The organism is Duganella levis (genome assembly GCF_009857605.1).
GTDB classification, from domain to species: Bacteria; Pseudomonadota; Gammaproteobacteria; order Burkholderiales; family Burkholderiaceae_D; genus Rugamonas; species Rugamonas levis.
Genome location: NZ_WWCT01000014.1, coordinates 88593 through 106250 on the forward strand (window position 1 = coordinate 88593; position 17658 = coordinate 106250).

A 17658-nucleotide genomic window follows, 5' to 3' on the forward strand; every position below is an offset into this window, starting at 1 on the left:
GTACAATAGATACTCGTCACCTACGGATATAGGACCACACTATGGGCAAACTCAGCACGCACGTTCTCGACATCACCCAAGGCAAGCCAGGCGCCGGCGTCAAGGTGGCTTTATACGCGGTGGGGCCGCAGGGGCGGCAGTTGCTGAAGAACGACGTGACCAACGCCGACGGCCGCTGCAGCACACCGCTGCTGGAAGGCGATGCACTAAAACAGGGCAAATACGAACTGGTGTTCAGTGCTGGTGCATATTTCGACGCACAAGGCGTCACGCTGCCGGAACCGAAGTTTATCGACGAGGTGACGCTGGCTTTCGGCGTTGCCGATGCCAGCCAAAACTACCACGTGCCGCTGGTCGTCTCGCCGTGGGCGTACTCGACCTATCGCGGCAGTTGATCAGCGCGGCTTGCCGAGATACTTGGCAAAGAAGCTTTCCAGGCGACGGTAGAACTCCGCCTGGTTTTCGGTGTCGTAGAAACCGTGGCCTTCGTAATCGACGTAATACCACTCGGGCGGATGGCCGGCTTTCTCCAGCGCCGCCTTCATCAGGAACGCATGCTCCTTCGGCGCGCGCTTGTCCTTGCCGCCGTGGATCAGCAGCACGCCGGCTTTGATGCTAGCCGCTTGCAGGTTCGGCGAATAGCGGTTCCACTCCGCCTTGTCCTCGCCAAATGTGCGCTTGTTCCAGGCGATTCGGCGGCTGTTGCCGGCGACGCCGTCCTCGGTTTGCATCAGCGCGATGTCGTACACGCCGGCATAGCCGACCGCGCACTTGAACAGGTCCGGCTCGCGCGCGGCCAGCATCAACGCCGAATAGCCGCCGAAGCTGGCGCCGTAGACGCACATCTTCGCGCCGTCGACGTCGCCCTGCGCGACGGCCCACTTCACGCCATCGACCAGGTCGTCCATGATCTTGCCGCCCCACTGACGGTAGCCCTGACGTTCAAAGCCCTCGCCACGGCCGCCCGAGGCGCGGAAATTCACTTGCAGCACAGCGTAGCCACGATTGGCCAGGAACTGCGCATCACTGTCGAAGTACCAGCTGTCGCGACTGCCGTAAGGGCCGCCGTGCGGGATCAGGATCAGCGGCGGCTTGTTCGCCGTCTTGAACGCCGGCAGCGTCAGGTAGCCATCGATCTCCTGGCCGTCACGCGCCTTGAACAGGACCGGCCGGCGCGCCGCCATGTGCTCCGGCTCGATCTCGTCCATCGAGGCGAACAGCATGTCGGCCTTGTTGGCCTTGCGGTTGTACAGATAATAGGCGCCGGGATCGCGGTCGCTCATCACCCAGAACAGCACCTGGTTCTGGTCGGCCGACTCGCTCACCAGACGCACCGTATGGTCCGGGAATTGGCGCGCCATGTCCTGCATCAGCGGCGTATCCGGATTGGCCGGGTCCAGGTAAGTGACCTTGGGCCGGCCGACGGCGGAATACACCGCCAGCGGGGTGCTGCCCGGTCCACCCAACTCGATCGAACCGACACTGCCCAGCGTATCTTCGGCCAGCAGTTTGCGGTTGCCGCCGGCCACGTCTTCGCTGATCACCTTGACGCGCCCTTCCGACTCCGCCTGCCACGCATAGAAGGTGCGGTTGTCGGGCGAGAAGCCGAACGGCGTCAGGCGCGTGTCGCCTTTTTGCAGCTGGAACTCCTCCCAGGCAGAAGTGGCGTCGTTCAGACGCCACACCACGTCATAGCCCTCTTCATCGGTGCCGGTGGCAAAGCGCGGCTTGCCGGCGTTGTCGACCACGAACGAGGCGCCGGGTGACTTCAGTGTGGTCACCAGTTTGCGCAGGCCATTGCGGCTGTCAAAATCGTACAAGGCGCTCTGGTCCAGGTCCCACTGGTAGGTACCGACCAGCAGATGGTCATTCACCTGCTTGTAGACGTAGGCCGGATAGGCATAGCCCTCGTCCGGGTTGTAGCGGTTACGGCCATACATCCCCACGTTCCAGCCATACAAATATTGCTGCTGCTTGCCGTCGAAATCCATGGCCAGCAACTCGCCGGTAATCTGCGGCCGCTCGCGCGAACCCACCTCAATCGCCTTTTGCACCACCACCCGCGTATTGCCCACCCAGGTATAGCTGGCCGGCACTTCGAACGCCGGCATGCGCACCGTGCCTTCCAGCTTCAGATCCGGCAAGCTGTAGAAGCTGACCATCGGCACCGTGCGCGCGCCAACCGGCACCCGTACCGTAATCGCCAGGTGCTTGCCATCGGGCGACATCACCGGATTGTAGTACTGGTCCATTTTGGCGAAGCTGGTCACGGGCACCAGCGGCGGCATTGCCTGCCCCAAGGCCATCAGTGGGAACGCGGCGGCAAGCATAAACAGAGGTAGGCGCATGACGGGCACTTGAAGTTAGCATTAGTCAAATGCTAACACGCTGGGCAGTATTGTCAAATTGAAACAATTGGAGAGAATTCACGCATCGGCTAAGATGCGGACACTATGACTGAATCCCTGCTTGCCTCCCTCCTTCAACAAGCCGTCGAACTGCACCAGCAGGGCCGGCTCGAACCGGCGCAAGCCTTGTACCGGCAAGTGCTGGAACTCGATCCGCGCCGCTTCGACGCGCTGCATCTGCTGGGTGTGATCGCCCGCCAGCAGGGTGACGCGGCCGGCGCCATCGAACTGATCTCGCAAGCCATCGCCGTCGACAGCACGCAAGCCAACGCCCATTGCAACCTGGGCGTGGCCTGGCTGGATGCCGGCGACGCCGAACAGGCGCTGGCCAGCCACGACCGCGCACTGGCGCTGAATCAGTCCTATGCGCTCGCCTGGAGCAACCGCGGCAACGCGCTGCGCAAGCTCGGCCGTCTGGAGGAAGCGCTGGACAGCTACCAGCACGCGCTGCGCATCCAGCCAGGCTATGCGGAAGCACACAGCAACCGCGCCATCGTGCTGCAAGACCTGGGCCGCTATCTCGACGCGCTGGGTGCGGCCGAAGATGCGCTCAATCTCAAGGACCGCTACGCCGATGCCTGGCTGGCGCGCGGCAAAGCCCTGCACTGCCTGCGCTACTTGCCGGAAGCGGTGGAGAGTTTCGACCGCGCCATCCACCTGCGTCCCGACTGGGCCGAGGCCTATAGCGCGCAAGGCGCATCGCTACAGCGCCTGGGCGAATTCGAAGCGGCGCTGGACAGCTTTGACCAGGCCCTGAAGCACAAGCCGGATTACGCGCTGGTGCACTACCAGCGCGGCAATGCGCTGCGTTCGATGGATCGGCGCGACGAAGCGATTGCCGCCTATCGCGCCGCACTGGCGCATGGCGACGACCCGCAAACCATCGCCTTCGCACTGGCCTCGGTCGGCGAAGGCGAAACGCCGGCCACGCTGCCGAACGACTACGTGCGCTCGCTGTTCGACCAGTACGCCAATCACTTCGACCAGCATCTGACCGAAGTACTGGGCTACCAGACCCCGGCCGTGCTGGACGCGCTACTGCGCCATGTGGCGCCGTCGTCGGAATTATCCACCGTGGACCTGGGCTGCGGCACTGGCCTGTGCGCGCCGTACCTGCGCGCCTACTCGCGCCGGCTGGATGGAGTCGACCTGTCGCAGCAGATGCTGGACAAAGCGGCCGAGCGCGGCCTGTACGATTCGCTGGCTTGCGCCGACCTCACCAGCTACCTGCACGGTCGCGACGCCAGCTGGGATCTGGCGGTGGCGGCCGACGTCTTCGTCTATATCGGCGACCTGGCGCCGGTGTTCCGCACGGTGCATGCGGCGCTGCGTCCGGGCGGCCGTTTCTGCTTCTCGGTCGAAGCCGGTGACGGCGCCGACTATGTGCTGCGTCCGTCCAACCGCTACGCCCACACGGAAGACTACCTGCGCCGCCTGGCCGCCGACACCGGGTTCACCGTGCTAGCTACGCAAGCGTTGGAAGCGCGCCAGGAAAATGGCGCACCGATTGCCGCTCACGCTTTCCTGTTATGCAAATAGACCATGTCTTCATCCGCGTTTCACCCGGCGGCGGCGAGGCCGAACTGTTGCGGGGGCTCGGCCTGAGAGAAGGCAGCGGCAACACGCATCCCGGCCAGGGCACGGCCAACCGCCGCTTCTTCTTCGCCAACGCGTTTATCGAATTGCTGTGGATTGCCGATGCGGAGGAAGTCGCCAATGCGCAGACGCGGCCGACCATGCTGCGCGAACGCCTGTCGGCCGACGATACCGGCGCGGCCTCGCCGTTCGGCATCTGCTTCCGTCCCGCCGTGCCGTTTGCCACCTGGGATTACACGCCAGCCTACCTGCCGCCGGGGATGACCATCGGCATCGCAGACGCGCCGCTGTCCGAGCCGATGTGGTTCTACACCTCGGCCGGCAAGGCGCCGGAACAATTTGCCGCCGACCGCCGCCAGCCGCTGGATCACGCCAGCGGCCTTGGTAGCATCACCAGCCTGCGCTGTACCATGCCGTCACTGGCAGCTCTCTCGCCAGCCGCGCTGGCCAGCGGCATCGAGTTGGCGCAAGGCGATGCACACCTGCTGGAAATCAGCTTTGACCACACAACCCGTGGCCTGAGCAAGGACTTCCGTCCCGCCCTACCGCTGATCTTCCACTACTGAGCAACAGCCCCGGAGGCAGTCGCATTGCTGAGCTGCTGCTGCGCCAGCACGCTATACAGCGGCGCACTGATGACGCGCGACACGGTACGCGCCACCATCGCGCACGCCATCAGACTCAGCACCATCGAATGGCCGTCGACCATCTCCATCACGATGATGAAGGAGGTCAACGGCGCCTGCGTGGCCGCAGCCAGAAAGCCAACCATGCCGAGCGCAATTAGCGCGGTCGCATTGGGCGAGTGCAGCAACAACGCAATGTCATTGCCTATCGCCGCACCGATGGCCAGCGACGGCGCGAAGATGCCCGCCGGTACGCCCGACCAGGTGGTCAGCCAGGTGGCGACAAACTTTAACAGAAGGAACAGGGCTGGCAACGTCTCCTGTCCGGCCACCATATCGCGCGTATGACTGTAGCCGCTGCCAAATGTGGCGCCGCCCGACACAAAACCGATCACGGCCACCAGCAAACCGCATACAGCCGCGAACAGCACCGGACGCGCACCGCGCAATCGGGACATGAAATCGCGCCCATTTCCGCTCAGCGAAGCTTGCAGCAGGCGCGAGAACAGGCCGCCAAGCCCGCCGCTGATCACGGCGACCAACAAGCCGGGGAGCAGCAACGACAGATCGATTCCGCTCGCATGAATAATCCCGAAATAGGTAGCATTGCCATACACCGACACCGCCATCAAACCCGCCAGCACGATGGCCGACATCAATAGTCCGCTGCTGCGCTGTTCCGGCGTGCGCGACAACTCTTCAATCGCAAACATGATGCCGGCCAGCGGTGTGTTGAATGCGGCAGCAATGCCCGCCGCGCCGCCCGCCACCAGCAAGCCATGCGCGGTGACGGAGGTGCGCTCGGGCAGCCAGCGCCGCGCCGTCAGCATGATGCCGGCGGCGACCTGTACCGACGGTCCCTCGCGCCCCAGCGATAGCCCGGCCAGCAAGCCCCAGGTCGTCAACGCCACCTTGGCCACGCTCAGCTTGAGCGAGACCAGTTTTCCCTGAACCGGCGCCGGCGCGGCCGGGTCCAGCGCGGCCATCACTTGCGGAATGCCCGATCCGGCCGCCGCAGCAAAGTAGCGGCGCGTGACCCAGACGATTGCTGCCGCACACAGCGGCGTCCATACCAGCGTAACCCAGGGGTAGAGACGCACGACGTCCATGAACAGCGCAAGCGCTTCCTCTCCCAGCCAGGTAAAGGCAACCACCGTCAGGCCGGCAACGCAAGCGGCGGCGACCACAATGGCGCGGGTAGCCCAGAGGTGCCAATCACGAAATTCACGATTGAAGGACGCGGCGATGTTGTGCTTGGTTTTCATGGGTGGCGGAAAAATACATTTGTACAAATATACTTTGCGCGAAACCGCTCTGTCAATTAAACTCGACGCCAATGTCTTTTTGTTAGTGTCCAGCCATGCATGAGAATCAACTGGACGCAGCGCCATCAACCCGCGTCCTGCGTCAATTCCGCGTTGTGTTTAACGCGGTCAAAACCCATTTCCGCAACGTTGAGAAAGCCGCCGGCATCGGCGGCTCACAGCTGTGGGCGCTCAGCGTGATCCAGCAGCAGCCCGGCATCGGCGTCAACGGACTGGCAAGCAAGATGGATATTCATCAGACCACCGCCAGCAATCTGGTCAAGACATTGCTGGGGCAAGGATTGATTGAGCAGGCAAAAAGCAGCACCGATCGCCGCATGGTGACGATGACGCTCTCTCCCGCCGGGGAGCGCAGTCTTGAGAAAGCCCCGATGCCATTTGCCGGCGTGTTGCCCGATGCGCTGGCATCCATCGATGCCGCCACGCTGGCGCGGCTGGAACACGATCTCAATATCCTGATTTCAGCGCTGGAAGCCGGCAACGCTGGCGCCGACACGCCGCTGTCCGACCTTTAACGCTACCAGGCCAGCACGCGTGGGCCGATCAAGGCGCCGAGCGCGGTCGGAATCAGCATGCCCAACAGATACCAGAAGCCGACAAATACCGGACTCATCTCAGGGCAATGGAGACAATACACCAAGGCTGCGGTGGCGCCGGCTGCAAACCCTGCGGCCGCGCCAGCCAAACGCAAACGCGTCGGCGCCAGGCCGCGCATGACGCGCAGTGCGGCAATGAATAGCGGCATGGACAGGAGTGCGATCAGCAAGGGGCAGTAACGCCAGGTCGCGCCCCAGAACAGCGGCGTGCGCGCCTCGGGACCAGCTTGCCACAGCAGGATGGCGGCGATGCACCACAACGCCACCACCGGCGCGCCAAGATACAAGGGCAACGCCGCTATGCGCGCTCCCGGCGCGGCCAGACGCTTCGCCGTCAGCCAGCCAGCCCACGCCAGCAACAGCGGGAACGACACCTTCAGCCAAAACGCTGGCAATGCCGCCGCCTGCATCAGATCGCTGCGAACGCCCAGCAACACCAGCATCAGCACCACGCAGGCCAGCAAACCAGCAGACAACGGCAACAGGCTGGCCGTAAGCGGCCGCGGCGCGGGACGCACGTCCGGCCCGCTGGACAACATCATGATCAGGTCATCGGTCTTCATGTCGCTTCTCTTAAAATAGTCGCCAGCGCTTTCAAGCCCCGGTGTACCGAGACCTTGATGACCGCATCCGACACCTGCAAGCTGTCTGCGGCCTCGCTTACCGACAGCCCTTCCAGCTTGGTGAGAATGATCGCATCGCGCTGCTTCTCCGGCAGCAGCGCAAGTAATTTGGTCAGGTCGCGCCGGGCGTCGCCGGCTGCTTCGTCGCTGCTGGAAAACAACGCATGCTCGCCCTCGTCGACGTCGTCCAGCGAGTCGTGCAGGCTGTCCTGCCGGGCATGCCGCCGCAGCCAGTCGATCAGCTTGTAGCGCGCAATCGCGTACATCCAGGATGTCAACGGCACGCCGGTATCGTAGCTGAGGCGCTGGTTGTGGATGGCCAGCAGCGCCTCCTGCACCAGATCCTCCACCTCGTCCGGCCAGCGGCTCAGGCGCCGTCGCAAAAAGGCGCGCAAATGCGTCGCCGTCGCCTGCAGGAAGCGACGGTATGCCAGGGCGTCACCGGCCGTGCCTTGCAAGAACAAGGCATGCAGGCGTAATTCAGTGCTGCGTAAAGGATCCACCTCAGGTATTCGTTGCATCGCCGCCTTAGGTTACAGCCTGTGGCAAAAAAAATTTATTCACTCCCCTGTAACCGATGCCGGCGCGGCTGCGAACTACCTGTTATCGCCAACGACAATCCCGACCGATTCCGTATGAATGCCATCGCCACACACAGCACCATCCATCCGCTCTGGCTGCGGTTGACGCATTGGCTCAACGCCACGGCGGTGCTGTTACTCGTCGCCAGTGGCTGGCGCATCTACAACGCCACGCAATTTTTCGACTTCGCCATCCCACGCGGCATCACGCTGGGCGGATGGCTGGGCGGCGCGTTGCAGTGGCACTTCGCCGCGATGTGGCTGCTGTTCGCCAACGGCATCCTGTATTTGCTGATCAACCTGTTTTCCGGTCGCCTGCGGCGTCAATTTTTCCCGATTATGCCACGCCAGGTGCTGCGCGATCTCGGCGCCGCCTTGCGCGGAAAACTTGCCCATGCCGATCCGCGCCACTACAACAGCGTGCAGCGGCTGGCCTATGTGTTCGTCATGCTCGACAGCCTGGTGCTGGTGCTGTCCGGACTGGTGCTGTGGAAGTCCGTGCAATTTCCGCTGTTGCGCGAACTGGTCGGCGGCTATGAGGCGGCGCGGCGCGTGCACTTCTTCGCCATGGCCGGACTGTGCGGCTTCATCGTGGTGCATGTGGTGATGGTGGCGCTGGTGCCGCGCACGCTGCTGGCCATGCTGCGCGGCCGCTAATCATGAAATGAGAGACATCCTGATGCAACGCTTTAAGAAACGCCAGATCGAGATTCCCGCCGAAGGCGCCGCCATGCTGGCGGACGCCATCGGCCGCATCGCCCAGCCATCCCGCCGCGCCTTCCTGCAGCGCAGCCTGACGCTCGGCGGCCTGACCCTGCTCACCGGTTGCGCGCCCGACAACCAGGAAAGCATCGATGCGGCGCTGACCGGCATCTCGCGCTTTAACGACCGCGTCCAGGGGCTGCTGTTCGATCCCAACCGTCTGTCGCCGACCTATCCCGATTCCATGATCGCCCAGCCCTTCCCCTTCAACGCCTACTACGGCGAAGAGGAAATCCGCGAGGTCGATGGCGACAGCTGGCGGCTGGAACTGAGCGGCATGATCGCCGACCGCAAGCCATGGACGCTAGCCCAGCTGCGCGCCCTGCCCCAGCAGTCGCAAGTCACGCGCCACATCTGCGTCGAAGGCTGGAGCGCGATCGGCAAGTGGGGCGGCGTGCCGTTCTCGCATTTCCTGCGCCACGTGGGCGCGGACCTGAGCGCGAAATATGTCGGCTTCAAATGCGCCGACGACTACTTCACGAGTATCGACATGGCCACCGCCCTGCATCCGCAAACGCTGATGGCGCTGAGCTATAACAACCAGACCCTGCCGCCACGCTATGGCTTTCCGATGAAGCTGCGCATGCCGACCAAGCTGGGATACAAGAATCCGAAACACATCCAGGCCATCTTCGTCACCAATACCTACCCCGGCGGGTATTGGGAAGACCAGGGCTATAACTGGTTCGGCGGCAGTTGACCGCCATGCAGTAGCAGTACCCACGTTGTCTAATTTACTCACAGAGGAAACATCATGAACAAAATCACCACCACCTTGATCGCCGCTTGCCTGATGATGTCCGGCGCCGTCTACGCCCAGGACGCGATGAAGAAAGAAGAGATGTCCAAGGACGCCATGGCCAAGGACGGCATGAAAAAAGATGCCATGAAAAAGCCGATGCACAAAGACAAAATGGCCAAGGACGAGATGAAAAAGGACGATATGAAGAAGGATGAGATGACCAAAGACACGATGAAAAAATAATGACTGCGCCCGGCCACCACGCCGGGCACGCCTGAGAATCCGTCATGTCATCATCCCTGACAGTTGCCGCTTCCGCGACCGCCTCGGCCGCCTCTACCGCTTATGGCGGAGGGGCGCCGTCCGCCACCAGTTTGCAGGCGCAGCTGGAGCGTTTTCAAAAGCAGTTGTCCGACTGCGTCAATTGCGCGTCCGCCAAAACACCGCAAGGCAAGTCGGATATTCAAGCCATCTCGGCCCGCATCAGCCAGATTGAACAGCGCATCGCTCAGGCACAGAATCGCCCCGACAACCAGGCTGCACCACAGCCGGCCTCGCAGGCAACCGCGCCGGCGGCGGCCTCATCCCCAACGACGGGCTATGGCAGCCTGATCGATGTCTTTGCCTGAAACGGACGCACCCGCCGCATAGACAAACTTGCATCCAACTCATCATTGACTTAGAATTCAAGACTGTTGCTTTCTGCTGGCGCCTGACCGGTTCGCCACCTTCCCATGCAAGATTCTTTACGGTGACCCTTGGATACCGTGCCCCTTTGGGTGCAATTACTTGCACTCTTCTTCCTGATCCTGTGTTCAGCCTTCTTCGCGATGGCGGAAACCGCTTTGATGGCGGCCAATCGCTATCGCCTGCGCCATGAAGCCAAACGCGGCAGCCGTCGCGCCATCACCACGCTGTGGCTGCTGGACCGCACCGACAAGCTGCTGTCGCTGGTACTGATCGCCAATACGCTGTTCAACGCCGCCGCCACCGCGCTGGTCACCTCGCTGGCCATCCAGACTTTCGGCCACGACGACAACGTCATCACCATTTCCACCGGCGTAGTGGCTTTCCTGCTGATCGTGTTCGCCGAGATTTCGCCGAAAGTCATCGGCGCCACCTTCCCGGAAAAAATCGCGCTGCCGACCAGCATGATCCTGAAGCCGCTGATGGCGCTGGCCAAGCCGATGATCTGGTTCGTCAACCTGTTCGTGTCGCAGCTGCTGAAAGTGTTCGGCATCAAGGCCGGCTCGCACGCGCACGACCCGCGCCTGTCGCCGGAAGAGTTGCGTTCGATCGTGCTGGAGGGGGGCAATTTCATCCCCCAAAAGCACAAGAGCATCCTGCTCAACCTGTTCGACCTGGAGACCGTCTCGGTCGAAGACATCATGACGCCGCGCGCGCAGGTCGAGGCACTGAATCTGGAATTACCGGTCGAAGAAATCAAGCGCGAGCTGACTACCTGCTACCACAACAAGCTGCCCGTCTACGAAGGCGAGATCAACCGCATCGTCGGCATCCTGCACGTGCGCAAGGCGGTGGCGCTGCTGAACCAGGAAGAAGAGCTGACCATCGAGCACTTCCGCGAACTGCTGACCACGCCCTACTTCATTCCGCAGGACACCCGTTTGTTCACCCAGCTTCAGTATTTCCAGGAGAACAAGGAACGGCTCGGCATCATCGTCGACGAATACGGCGAGGTGCAGGGCCTGGTCACGCTGGACGACATCATCGAAGAAATGATTGGCGAATTCACCACGTCCACGCCGGGCGCCGCCAAAGCCGACAGCTTCGGCTGGGACGCCAACGGCGAATGCCTGCTGGACGGCGCCACCCCGCTGCGCGACGTCAACAAGCGCCTCGGCCTGTCCTTCCCCCTCGACGGTCCCAAGACCTTGAACGGCATGCTGCTGGAACTGTTGCAAGAAATTCCAGACGCGCCGATCAGCATCAAGGTCGACCAGTGCATCATTGAAGTGGTGCAAGTGCACGACCAGGCCATCAAAGTCGTCAAATTGCGACGCCCACCCGGCCACTAGCACCGGTAAAACCACGCAAACGCGTGGGCGGGCGCAACAGAGCGGAGTAAAATCGGTTAAGCGGGCTTTACAAAAATAATGCCTGAGAGCATGATTGTGAGATTGCCTCCTCCAACCTGACCGACGCTTCTATGGCCGCAGTCCTCCCGAACGCAGTGCCAGGCGCCCCGATGCCGGGACTGGCGCGGGCATTGATGCAAGCAGGACGGCTTTCCGCCGTCCAGGCCGAAGCCTTGCAAAAAAAATCAGTCGCGGACAAGCAGGCTTTCATCGACGTGCTGCTGTCCAGTGGCGCGATTGAATCGAAGGCGCTGGCCGCCTTCTGCGCCGAAACCTTCGCCTACCCGCTCCTGGACGTCAACACGCTCAGCATCGACGCCCTGCCGGCCAAGATCATCGACAACAAGCTGATGCAGACGCAGCGCGTGATCGCCTTGTCCAAGCGCGGCAACAAGATGTCGGTGGCGATTTCCGATCCGACCAACACGCAGGCGCTGGACCAGATCAAGTTCCAGACCGAGTCCACCGTCGAACCGGTGATCGTCGCGCACGACGCGCTGCTGCAACTGCTGGCGCGCCTCAACAAGAGCAGCGAGCAAAGCATTGCCGACCTGGCCGGCGACGAAGCCGAAATCCAGTTCGCCGAGGAAGAGGAAACCTCCAGCGCCGCCGCCGACAATGCCGCCAACGAAGTCGAGGACGCGCCGGTGGTGCGCTTCCTCAACAAGATGCTGATGGACGCCGTCAACCTCGGCGCTTCCGACTTGCACTTCGAGCCGTTTGAAAAGTTTTACCGCATCCGCTTCCGCGTCGACGGCGTGCTGATGGAACATGCGCAGCCGCCGATTTCGATCAAGGAAAAACTGGTCTCGCGCATCAAGGTGCTGGCCAAGCTGGACATCTCGGAAAAGCGCGTGCCGCAGGACGGCCGCATGCGCCTGATCGTCTCGCCGACCAAGACCGTCGACCTGCGCATCTCGACGCTGCCGACGCTGTTCGGCGAAAAGACCGTGATGCGGATTCTGGACGCCACCCAGGCGCAGATGGGCATCGACTCGCTCGGCTACGATCCCGATCAGCGCGAGCTGCTGCTGGACGCCATCCAGCGTCCCTACGGCATGGTGCTGGTGACCGGGCCGACCGGCTCAGGCAAGACGGTGTCGCTGTACACCTGCCTCAACATTCTGAACAAGCCCGGCATCAACATCTCGACCGCCGAAGATCCGGCCGAGATCAACCTGCCCGGCGTGAACCAGGTCAACGTCAACGACAAGGCCGGCCTGACCTTCCCGGTGGCGCTGAAGTCCTTCCTGCGCCAGGACCCGGACATCATCATGGTCGGCGAGATCCGCGACCTGGAGACGGCCGACATCGCCATCAAGGCGGCGCAGACCGGGCACATGGTGTTTTCCACGCTGCACACCAACGACGCGCCGTCGACGCTGACGCGGCTGATGAATATGGGCGTGGCGCCGTTCAACATCGCCTCGTCGGTGATCCTGATTACCGCCCAGCGCCTGGCGCGCCGCCTGTGCAGCTGCAAACAGCCGGTCGACATCACGCCCGAACTGCTGATCAAGGCCGGCTTCAAGCCGGAAGAGCTGGACGGCAGCTGGAAACCCTACGGCCCGGTCGGCTGTGAGCGCTGCAACGGCGGCGGCTACAAAGGCCGGGTCGGCATCTATCAGATCATGCCGATCACGCCCGCGATCGAGAACTTGATCCTGGCACACGGCAACGCCATGCAGATCGCCGCGCAGTCGGAGGCGGAAGGCGTCAAGTCGCTGCGCCAGTCCGGCCTGGTCAAGGTCAAAGGTGGCCTCACCAGCCTGGAAGAAGTGCTCGGCTGCACCAACGAATAACGGGACAAGATCATGGCACTATCGCGCAGCGCGGGCAATCAGGTCAAGGAATCGGTCTTCGCCTGGGAAGGCAAGGACAAAACCGGCAAGACCGTGCGCGGCGAACTGCGCGCCGGCGGCGAAGCAGTGGTCAACGTCACGCTGCGCCGCCAGGGCATCATGGTCACCAAGGTCAAGAAGAAGGTGTACCGCTCGGGCAAGAAAGTCACCGACAAGGACATCACGCTTTTCACGCGCCAGTTGGCGACGATGATGAAAGCCGGCGTGCCGCTGCTGCAATCGTTCGACATCGTCGGCAAGGGCCACGCCAATCCATCGGTCTCCAAACTGGTGATGGACTTGCGCGCCGATATCGAAACCGGCACCAGCCTCAACCAGGCATTCCGCAAGTTCCCGCTGTATTTCGATCCGCTGTTCTGCAACCTGGTGGGCGCCGGCGAACAGGCCGGCATCCTGGAAGACCTGCTGACGCGGCTGGCGATCTACAAGGAAAAGACGATCGCCATCAAGGCCAAGATCAAGTCGGCCCTGACCTATCCGGTGTCGATCCTGGCGGTGGCCTTCCTGGTCACGGCGGTGATCATGATCTGGGTGGTGCCGGCCTTCAAGGAAGTGTTCACCAGTTTCGGCGCCAACCTGCCGGCGCCGACGCTGTTCGTGATGGCGCTGTCGGAATTCTTCGTCAAATGGTGGTACATCATCTTCGGCGGCCTGTTCGCCTCCATTTATTTCTTCTTCCGTGCCTGGCAGCGCTCGCTGCAAATGCAGCGCTTCATGGACAAACTGCTGCTGCGGCTGCCGGTGTTTGGCGAAGTCATTCGCAAAGCCACCATCGCCCGCTGGACCCGTACGCTGTCGACCATGTTCGCGGCCGGCGTGCCGCTGGTGGAGTCGCTGGACTCGGTCGGCGGCGCGGCCGGCAACGCCGTCTACCTGGACGCCACGCGCAAGATCCAGACCGAAGTCAGCACCGGCACCAGCCTGACCGTGGCGATGCAGAACGCCGACGTGTTCCCCAACATGGTTACGCAGATGGTCTCCATCGGCGAAGAGTCCGGTTCGCTGGACGCCATGCTGGGCAAGGTGGCCGATTTCTACGAAGACGAAGTGGACGAAGCCGTGGCGTCGCTGTCGGCGCTGATGGAGCCGGCCATCATGGTCATCCTGGGCGTGCTGATCGGCGGCCTGGTGGTGGCCATGTACCTGCCGATCTTCAAGCTAGGCGCGGTGGTCTGACGGATGCAGCCATGCCGCCAGCCGGTGGCGCCAGCCCAGCTGGCGCGGCGTCTGGTAGCACACGGCGCCGGGCACCTTGATCACCAGCTCGGTGCCCTGCTCCGGCAAGGTCAGCACGTCGACCGTGCCGGACAGCCGCGCGGCCCGCTCGCGCATCGCTGCCAGCCCGGCCAGCAGCGTCGCAGTAGCGGTGCCGTTGTCGCGCACATACACTGAAAAGAACTCGCAGCCGTACACCAGCTCCAGCTCGACGTTGCTGGCTTGGGTGTGCTGGAACGCGTGGTACAGTGCTTCGCGGGCGATGGCGTACAGGTCTTCGCTGCGGTCGCCGTTAAGCGGTGTCGGCCGGCCGCTGACGATCATGCTGAACGGGATGCCGAAATTGTCCTGCAGCGACTGGCCGATAGCGGCCAATGCCTGGCTCAACTTATCGCCGTAGACCACCGGCACGCGTAGCGCCAGGATCTGGTGCCGGCCCTCGGCCAACACGTCGTCGGCCTGGTCGAGGATGTTGTCGATGGTGGCGCGCTCGGGGCTGTCGACCGCCAGCCGGTGGCCGACGCCCTGGAAGCGCAAGATCATGCCTTGCATGCTTTGCAGCAGCGTGTCGTGCAGACTGGCGGCCACGCGCTCCCGTTCCGCCAGCTGGCGCAGACGGTCTTCGTAGACGCGCCGCGCGCGCCGCCAACGCAGCAGCCCGGCGACGCCCAGCGCCACACAGGTTAATAGTAGCCCGAGCAGCAAAATAATAGGTGACGACAAGATTTGCTCCGAGCGTATAAACGGAGCAACCACCTTGCCATTGAACCAATGTTTTGACTATCTCCCGGACGGGGTAGTGCAATCAAAAAAGCAGGTGCAATGTTGCAGCAATGCTTTACACTGGGCGCCTGATCATTCACGCTTGTTGACGCCCCATGCTGCAATCGACCCTGCTGTTTGCCCCTGCTGGCGACCTGGCCATCAGTCTCATCGCCGGTTTGTTCGGCCTGCTGTTCGGCAGTTTCCTCAACGTCGTGATTCACCGCCTGCCTATCATGATGCAGCGCGAATCGGACAATTATGTGGCGGAAGAAAGCAACAAGCCGCTGCCGCACACCACCCGCTACAACCTGATGGTGCCGCGCTCGGCCTGCCCGCATTGCCAGCACCAGATCACCGCCATGGAAAACATCCCGGTGATCAGCTGGCTTGCGCTGCGCGGCAAATGCAGCAACTGCAAGGCGCCGATTTCACCGCGCTATCCGCTGGTCGAACTGATGACCGGCGCGCTGTCGGCGCTGGTCATCTGGCGCTTCGGCAGCGGCTGGTCCGGCCTGGCCGGGCTGCTGTTCCTGTACCTGCTGATCGCCCTCACCTTCATCGACGCCGACACCCAGCTGCTGCCGGACGACCTGACCTATCCGCTGCTGTGGGCCGGCCTGCTGATGAACGTCAACGGCACCTACGTGCCGCTGCAGGAGGCGGTGATCGGCGCGGCGGTCGGCTACCTGGCGCTGTGGGCGGTGTACTGGCTGTTCAAGCTGGCTACCGGCAAGGAAGGCATGGGCTATGGCGACTTCAAGCTGCTGGCGGCGCTCGGCGCGTGGATGGGCTGGACCATGCTGCCGGCCATCATCCTGCTGTCGTCGGTGGTCGGCGCGGTGGTCGGCATCGGCCTGATCGTGTTTGCCAAGCGCGGCCGCAATAATCCGATTCCGTTCGGTCCCTACCTGGCGGCGGCCGGCCTGATCGCCATGCTGTACGGCGCGCCGCTGACCGCGCTCACCATGGGCATCGTCCATCCATGAGCAGCGTCCCGTTTGCCGTGGGCCTGACCGGCGGCATCGGCAGCGGCAAGAGCACCGTGGCCGACATGTTTGCGGCGCGCGGCGCCACCATCGTCGACACCGACCTCATCGCCCACAGCATGACCGCGCCGCAGGGTCCGGCCATGCCGGCCATCGTCGCCGAATTCGGCGCCGCGTTTGCCGACGCCAGCGGCGCCATGGACCGCGCCCGCATGCGCGAACTGGTATTCAGCGACGCCGGCGCCAAGGCGCGGCTGGAAGCCATCCTGCATCCGCGCATCCGCGACGCCGCGCTGGCCGCCGGCGCGGCCGCCACCGGCGCCTACGTCATCTACGCGGTGCCGCTGCTGATCGAATCGGGCACGTGGCGTGCGCGGGTCACGCGCGTGCTGGCGGTAGACTGCGAGGAGCAGGTGCAAATTGCCCGCGTGATGGCGCGTAACAATTTGCCGGAAGCCCAGGTCCGCGCCATCATGGCGGCGCAGGTGAGCCGGGCGCAAAGGTTGGCGGCGGCGGACGATGTCATTGTCAATAATGCAGGAATCGCGGAGTTGGAGGCCCAAGTCGAGCGTTTACATGCCTTATATCTGCAAATTCGCTGGTAATTTCGCAGATTAGGGCAATAATGCCTTCGCAACGTTTGTAATTTTGCTTGGCTTGCTTCAAAATCACGAGAATTCAGGTCCATCTATAGAGGGATGTTATTTTGATCGTCTACGAATATCCTTTCAACGAGCGCATCCGCACGTTGCTGCGCCTGGAGGATTTGTACGAGAAATTCAAGTTCTTTGTGCATCAAGAACATCCGATGCAGCACCACGTCGCGCTGTCCACCATCTTCGACATGCTGGAAGTCGCCGGCCGCGCCGATCTGAAATCCGACCTGCTGCAAGAACTGGAGCGCCAGCGCCAAACGCTGCTGGGCTACCGCATGAATCCCAACGTGGCGCCCGAGATGCTGGATGCGATCCTGTCCGAAGTGGACGGCGTCAGCAGCGCATTGGTGGCGGCGCAGGGCAAGACCGGCCAGAACGTGCGCGACAACGAATGGCTGATGAGCATCCGCGGCCGCACCATCATTCCCGGCGGCGCTTGCGAGTTTGATTTGCCGTCGTACTACGCCTGGCAGCAGCGTCCGGCCGAGGCCCGCTTTAACGACATCATTACCTGGTTCACCCCGCTGGCGCCGCTGTTTGACGCGCTGGCCCTGGTATTGCGCTTGCTGCGCGATTCGGGCGGTCCGGTGAAGATGATCGCAGTGGCCGGCAGCTATCAGCAGATGTTGCAGGGCAAGGTGTATCAGATGCTGCGCCTGACCCTGGATGCGTCGCAGGGCGCGATTCCGGAGATTTCGGCCAACAAGTATATGTTGTGGGTGCGCTTTACATCGCAAGGCGGCGACCTGAAACCCAAGCCGCTGGAAGATGATGTACCATTCGAGCTCACGCTTTGTAACTTCTAACGTACGCTCT

The 17658-nt window shown here is 62.7% G+C and carries 19 protein-coding genes; 14 read left to right on the forward strand and 5 right to left on the reverse strand.

Translation table 11 applies throughout. The features are described 5' to 3' along the window. The first annotated feature begins 41 nt into the window (after positions 1 to 41). The gene (gene uraH / locus GTP69_RS17470; protein WP_161056056.1) at positions 42 to 395 is read left to right on the forward strand and encodes a hydroxyisourate hydrolase; all 354 of its coding nucleotides are present in this window, start codon (positions 42 to 44) and stop codon (positions 393 to 395) included. On the opposite strand, the gene GTP69_RS17475 is transcribed toward uraH, so the two are convergent. Further along, on the reverse strand, positions 396 to 2348 hold the full coding sequence (locus tag GTP69_RS17475) for an alpha/beta hydrolase family protein (protein WP_161056057.1): 1953 nt from the start codon (positions 2346 to 2348) through the stop codon (positions 396 to 398). 105 nt (positions 2349 to 2453) lie between these two features. On the opposite strand from GTP69_RS17475, the gene GTP69_RS17480 reads away from it, so the two are divergent. Next, positions 2454 to 3947: a tetratricopeptide repeat protein gene (locus GTP69_RS17480; RefSeq protein WP_161056058.1), complete on the forward strand. Its 1494-nt coding sequence runs from the start codon at positions 2454 to 2456 to the stop codon at positions 3945 to 3947. Beyond that, the gene (locus GTP69_RS17485; protein ID WP_161056059.1) at positions 3938 to 4570 is read left to right on the forward strand and encodes a VOC family protein; all 633 of its coding nucleotides are present in this window, start codon (positions 3938 to 3940) and stop codon (positions 4568 to 4570) included. The genes GTP69_RS17480 and GTP69_RS17485 overlap by 10 nt, the downstream gene beginning before the upstream one ends. On the opposite strand, the gene GTP69_RS17490 is transcribed toward GTP69_RS17485, so the two are convergent. Then, positions 4564 to 5895 (reverse strand): chloride channel protein, encoded by a 1332-nt coding sequence (locus GTP69_RS17490; RefSeq protein WP_161056060.1) that lies wholly within the window; start codon positions 5893 to 5895, stop codon positions 4564 to 4566. The two genes, GTP69_RS17485 and GTP69_RS17490, sit on opposite strands and share 7 nt — an antisense overlap. 95 nt (positions 5896 to 5990) lie before the next feature. On the opposite strand from GTP69_RS17490, the gene GTP69_RS17495 reads away from it, so the two are divergent. Continuing rightward, on the forward strand, positions 5991 to 6470 hold the full coding sequence (locus GTP69_RS17495; RefSeq protein ID WP_161056061.1) for a MarR family winged helix-turn-helix transcriptional regulator: 480 nt from the start codon (positions 5991 to 5993) through the stop codon (positions 6468 to 6470). Positions 6471 to 6472: 2 nt separating this feature from the next. On the opposite strand, the gene GTP69_RS17500 is transcribed toward GTP69_RS17495, so the two are convergent. Beyond that, positions 6473 to 7114, reverse strand: a complete 642-nt coding sequence (locus tag GTP69_RS17500; RefSeq protein WP_161056062.1) for an NrsF family protein — start codon at positions 7112 to 7114, stop codon at positions 6473 to 6475. Further along, the gene (locus GTP69_RS17505) at positions 7111 to 7695 is read right to left on the reverse strand and encodes a sigma-70 family RNA polymerase sigma factor (RefSeq protein WP_161056063.1); all 585 of its coding nucleotides are present in this window, start codon (positions 7693 to 7695) and stop codon (positions 7111 to 7113) included. Before GTP69_RS17505 ends, GTP69_RS17500 begins: the two co-directional genes overlap by 4 nt. 114 nt (positions 7696 to 7809) lie before the next feature. Between GTP69_RS17505 and GTP69_RS17510 the strand changes: the two genes are divergently transcribed. The 7 genes from GTP69_RS17510 (at position 7810) to GTP69_RS17540 (ending at position 14396) form a co-directional block, all read left to right on the forward strand. Beyond that, a complete protein-coding gene (locus GTP69_RS17510; RefSeq protein WP_161056064.1) occupies positions 7810 to 8412 on the forward strand; it encodes a cytochrome b/b6 domain-containing protein in 603 nt (200 codons plus the stop codon). Between the two features lie 73 nt (positions 8413 to 8485). After that, on the forward strand, positions 8486 to 9217 hold the full coding sequence (locus GTP69_RS17515; RefSeq protein WP_371867995.1) for a molybdopterin-dependent oxidoreductase: 732 nt from the start codon (positions 8486 to 8488) through the stop codon (positions 9215 to 9217). Between the two features lie 54 nt (positions 9218 to 9271). Next, on the forward strand, positions 9272 to 9502 hold the full coding sequence (locus GTP69_RS17520; RefSeq protein WP_161056066.1) for a pentapeptide MXKDX repeat protein: 231 nt from the start codon (positions 9272 to 9274) through the stop codon (positions 9500 to 9502). 44 nt (positions 9503 to 9546) lie between these two features. Then, positions 9547 to 9888, forward strand: coding sequence for a FlxA-like family protein (locus GTP69_RS17525; protein WP_161056067.1), 342 nt, complete (start codon positions 9547 to 9549; stop codon positions 9886 to 9888). A gap of 129 nt (positions 9889 to 10017) precedes the next feature. After that, complete coding sequence (locus GTP69_RS17530; RefSeq protein ID WP_161056068.1) at positions 10018 to 11298, forward strand: HlyC/CorC family transporter; 1281 nt, start codon at positions 10018 to 10020, stop codon at positions 11296 to 11298. A gap of 131 nt (positions 11299 to 11429) precedes the next feature. Beyond that, positions 11430 to 13160 carry a type IV-A pilus assembly ATPase PilB gene (pilB, locus tag GTP69_RS17535; RefSeq protein ID WP_161056069.1) on the forward strand — a complete coding sequence of 577 codons (1731 nt, stop codon included), beginning with the start codon at positions 11430 to 11432 and terminating at the stop codon, positions 13158 to 13160. Between the two features lie 12 nt (positions 13161 to 13172). Then, entirely contained in the window at positions 13173 to 14396 is a 1224-nt protein-coding gene (locus GTP69_RS17540; RefSeq protein WP_161056070.1) for a type II secretion system F family protein, read from the forward strand. Here the strand turns inward: GTP69_RS17540 and GTP69_RS17545 are convergent. After that, positions 14379 to 15158, reverse strand: coding sequence for a sensor histidine kinase (locus tag GTP69_RS17545; protein WP_161056071.1), 780 nt, complete (start codon positions 15156 to 15158; stop codon positions 14379 to 14381). The two genes, GTP69_RS17540 and GTP69_RS17545, sit on opposite strands and share 18 nt — an antisense overlap. Positions 15159 to 15313: 155 nt before the next feature. On the opposite strand from GTP69_RS17545, the gene GTP69_RS17550 reads away from it, so the two are divergent. From GTP69_RS17550 to zapD, 3 genes are all read left to right on the forward strand, one after another. Continuing rightward, positions 15314 to 16186, forward strand: a complete 873-nt coding sequence (locus GTP69_RS17550; RefSeq protein ID WP_161056072.1) for a prepilin peptidase — start codon at positions 15314 to 15316, stop codon at positions 16184 to 16186. Beyond that, positions 16183 to 16791: a dephospho-CoA kinase gene (coaE, locus tag GTP69_RS17555; RefSeq protein ID WP_161056073.1), complete on the forward strand. Its 609-nt coding sequence runs from the start codon at positions 16183 to 16185 to the stop codon at positions 16789 to 16791. Before GTP69_RS17550 ends, coaE begins: the two co-directional genes overlap by 4 nt. 101 nt (positions 16792 to 16892) lie before the next feature. Next, a complete protein-coding gene (gene zapD, locus GTP69_RS17560) occupies positions 16893 to 17648 on the forward strand; it encodes a cell division protein ZapD (RefSeq protein WP_161056074.1) in 756 nt (251 codons plus the stop codon). Positions 17649 to 17658 lie beyond the last annotated feature (10 nt).

Bases quoted from the DNA above. Each gene is read 5' to 3' on its own strand.
- GTP69_RS17490 (WP_161056060.1), bottom strand. From the start codon at position 5,895: ATGAAAACCAAGCACAACATCGCCGCGTCCTTCAATCGTGAATTTCGT.
- GTP69_RS17540 (WP_161056070.1), top strand. From the start codon at position 13,173: ATGGCACTATCGCGCAGCGCGGGCAATCAGGTCAAGGAATCGGTCTTC.
- GTP69_RS17495 (WP_161056061.1), top strand. From the start codon at position 5,991: ATGCATGAGAATCAACTGGACGCAGCGCCATCAACCCGCGTCCTGCGT.
- GTP69_RS17525 (WP_161056067.1), top strand. From the start codon at position 9,547: ATGTCATCATCCCTGACAGTTGCCGCTTCCGCGACCGCCTCGGCCGCC.
- GTP69_RS17505 (WP_161056063.1), bottom strand. From the start codon at position 7,695: ATGCAACGAATACCTGAGGTGGATCCTTTACGCAGCACTGAATTACGC.
- GTP69_RS17515 (WP_371867995.1), top strand. From the start codon at position 8,486: ATGCTGGCGGACGCCATCGGCCGCATCGCCCAGCCATCCCGCCGCGCC.
- coaE (WP_161056073.1), top strand. From the start codon at position 16,183: ATGAGCAGCGTCCCGTTTGCCGTGGGCCTGACCGGCGGCATCGGCAGC.
- uraH (WP_161056056.1), top strand. From the start codon at position 42: ATGGGCAAACTCAGCACGCACGTTCTCGACATCACCCAAGGCAAGCCA.
- GTP69_RS17520 (WP_161056066.1), top strand. From the start codon at position 9,272: ATGAACAAAATCACCACCACCTTGATCGCCGCTTGCCTGATGATGTCC.
- pilB (WP_161056069.1), top strand. From the start codon at position 11,430: ATGGCCGCAGTCCTCCCGAACGCAGTGCCAGGCGCCCCGATGCCGGGA.
- GTP69_RS17485 (WP_161056059.1), top strand. From the start codon at position 3,938: ATGCAAATAGACCATGTCTTCATCCGCGTTTCACCCGGCGGCGGCGAG.
- GTP69_RS17500 (WP_161056062.1), bottom strand. From the start codon at position 7,114: ATGAAGACCGATGACCTGATCATGATGTTGTCCAGCGGGCCGGACGTG.
- GTP69_RS17510 (WP_161056064.1), top strand. From the start codon at position 7,810: ATGAATGCCATCGCCACACACAGCACCATCCATCCGCTCTGGCTGCGG.
- GTP69_RS17480 (WP_161056058.1), top strand. From the start codon at position 2,454: ATGACTGAATCCCTGCTTGCCTCCCTCCTTCAACAAGCCGTCGAACTG.
- GTP69_RS17475 (WP_161056057.1), bottom strand. From the start codon at position 2,348: ATGCGCCTACCTCTGTTTATGCTTGCCGCCGCGTTCCCACTGATGGCC.
- GTP69_RS17550 (WP_161056072.1), top strand. From the start codon at position 15,314: ATGCTGCAATCGACCCTGCTGTTTGCCCCTGCTGGCGACCTGGCCATC.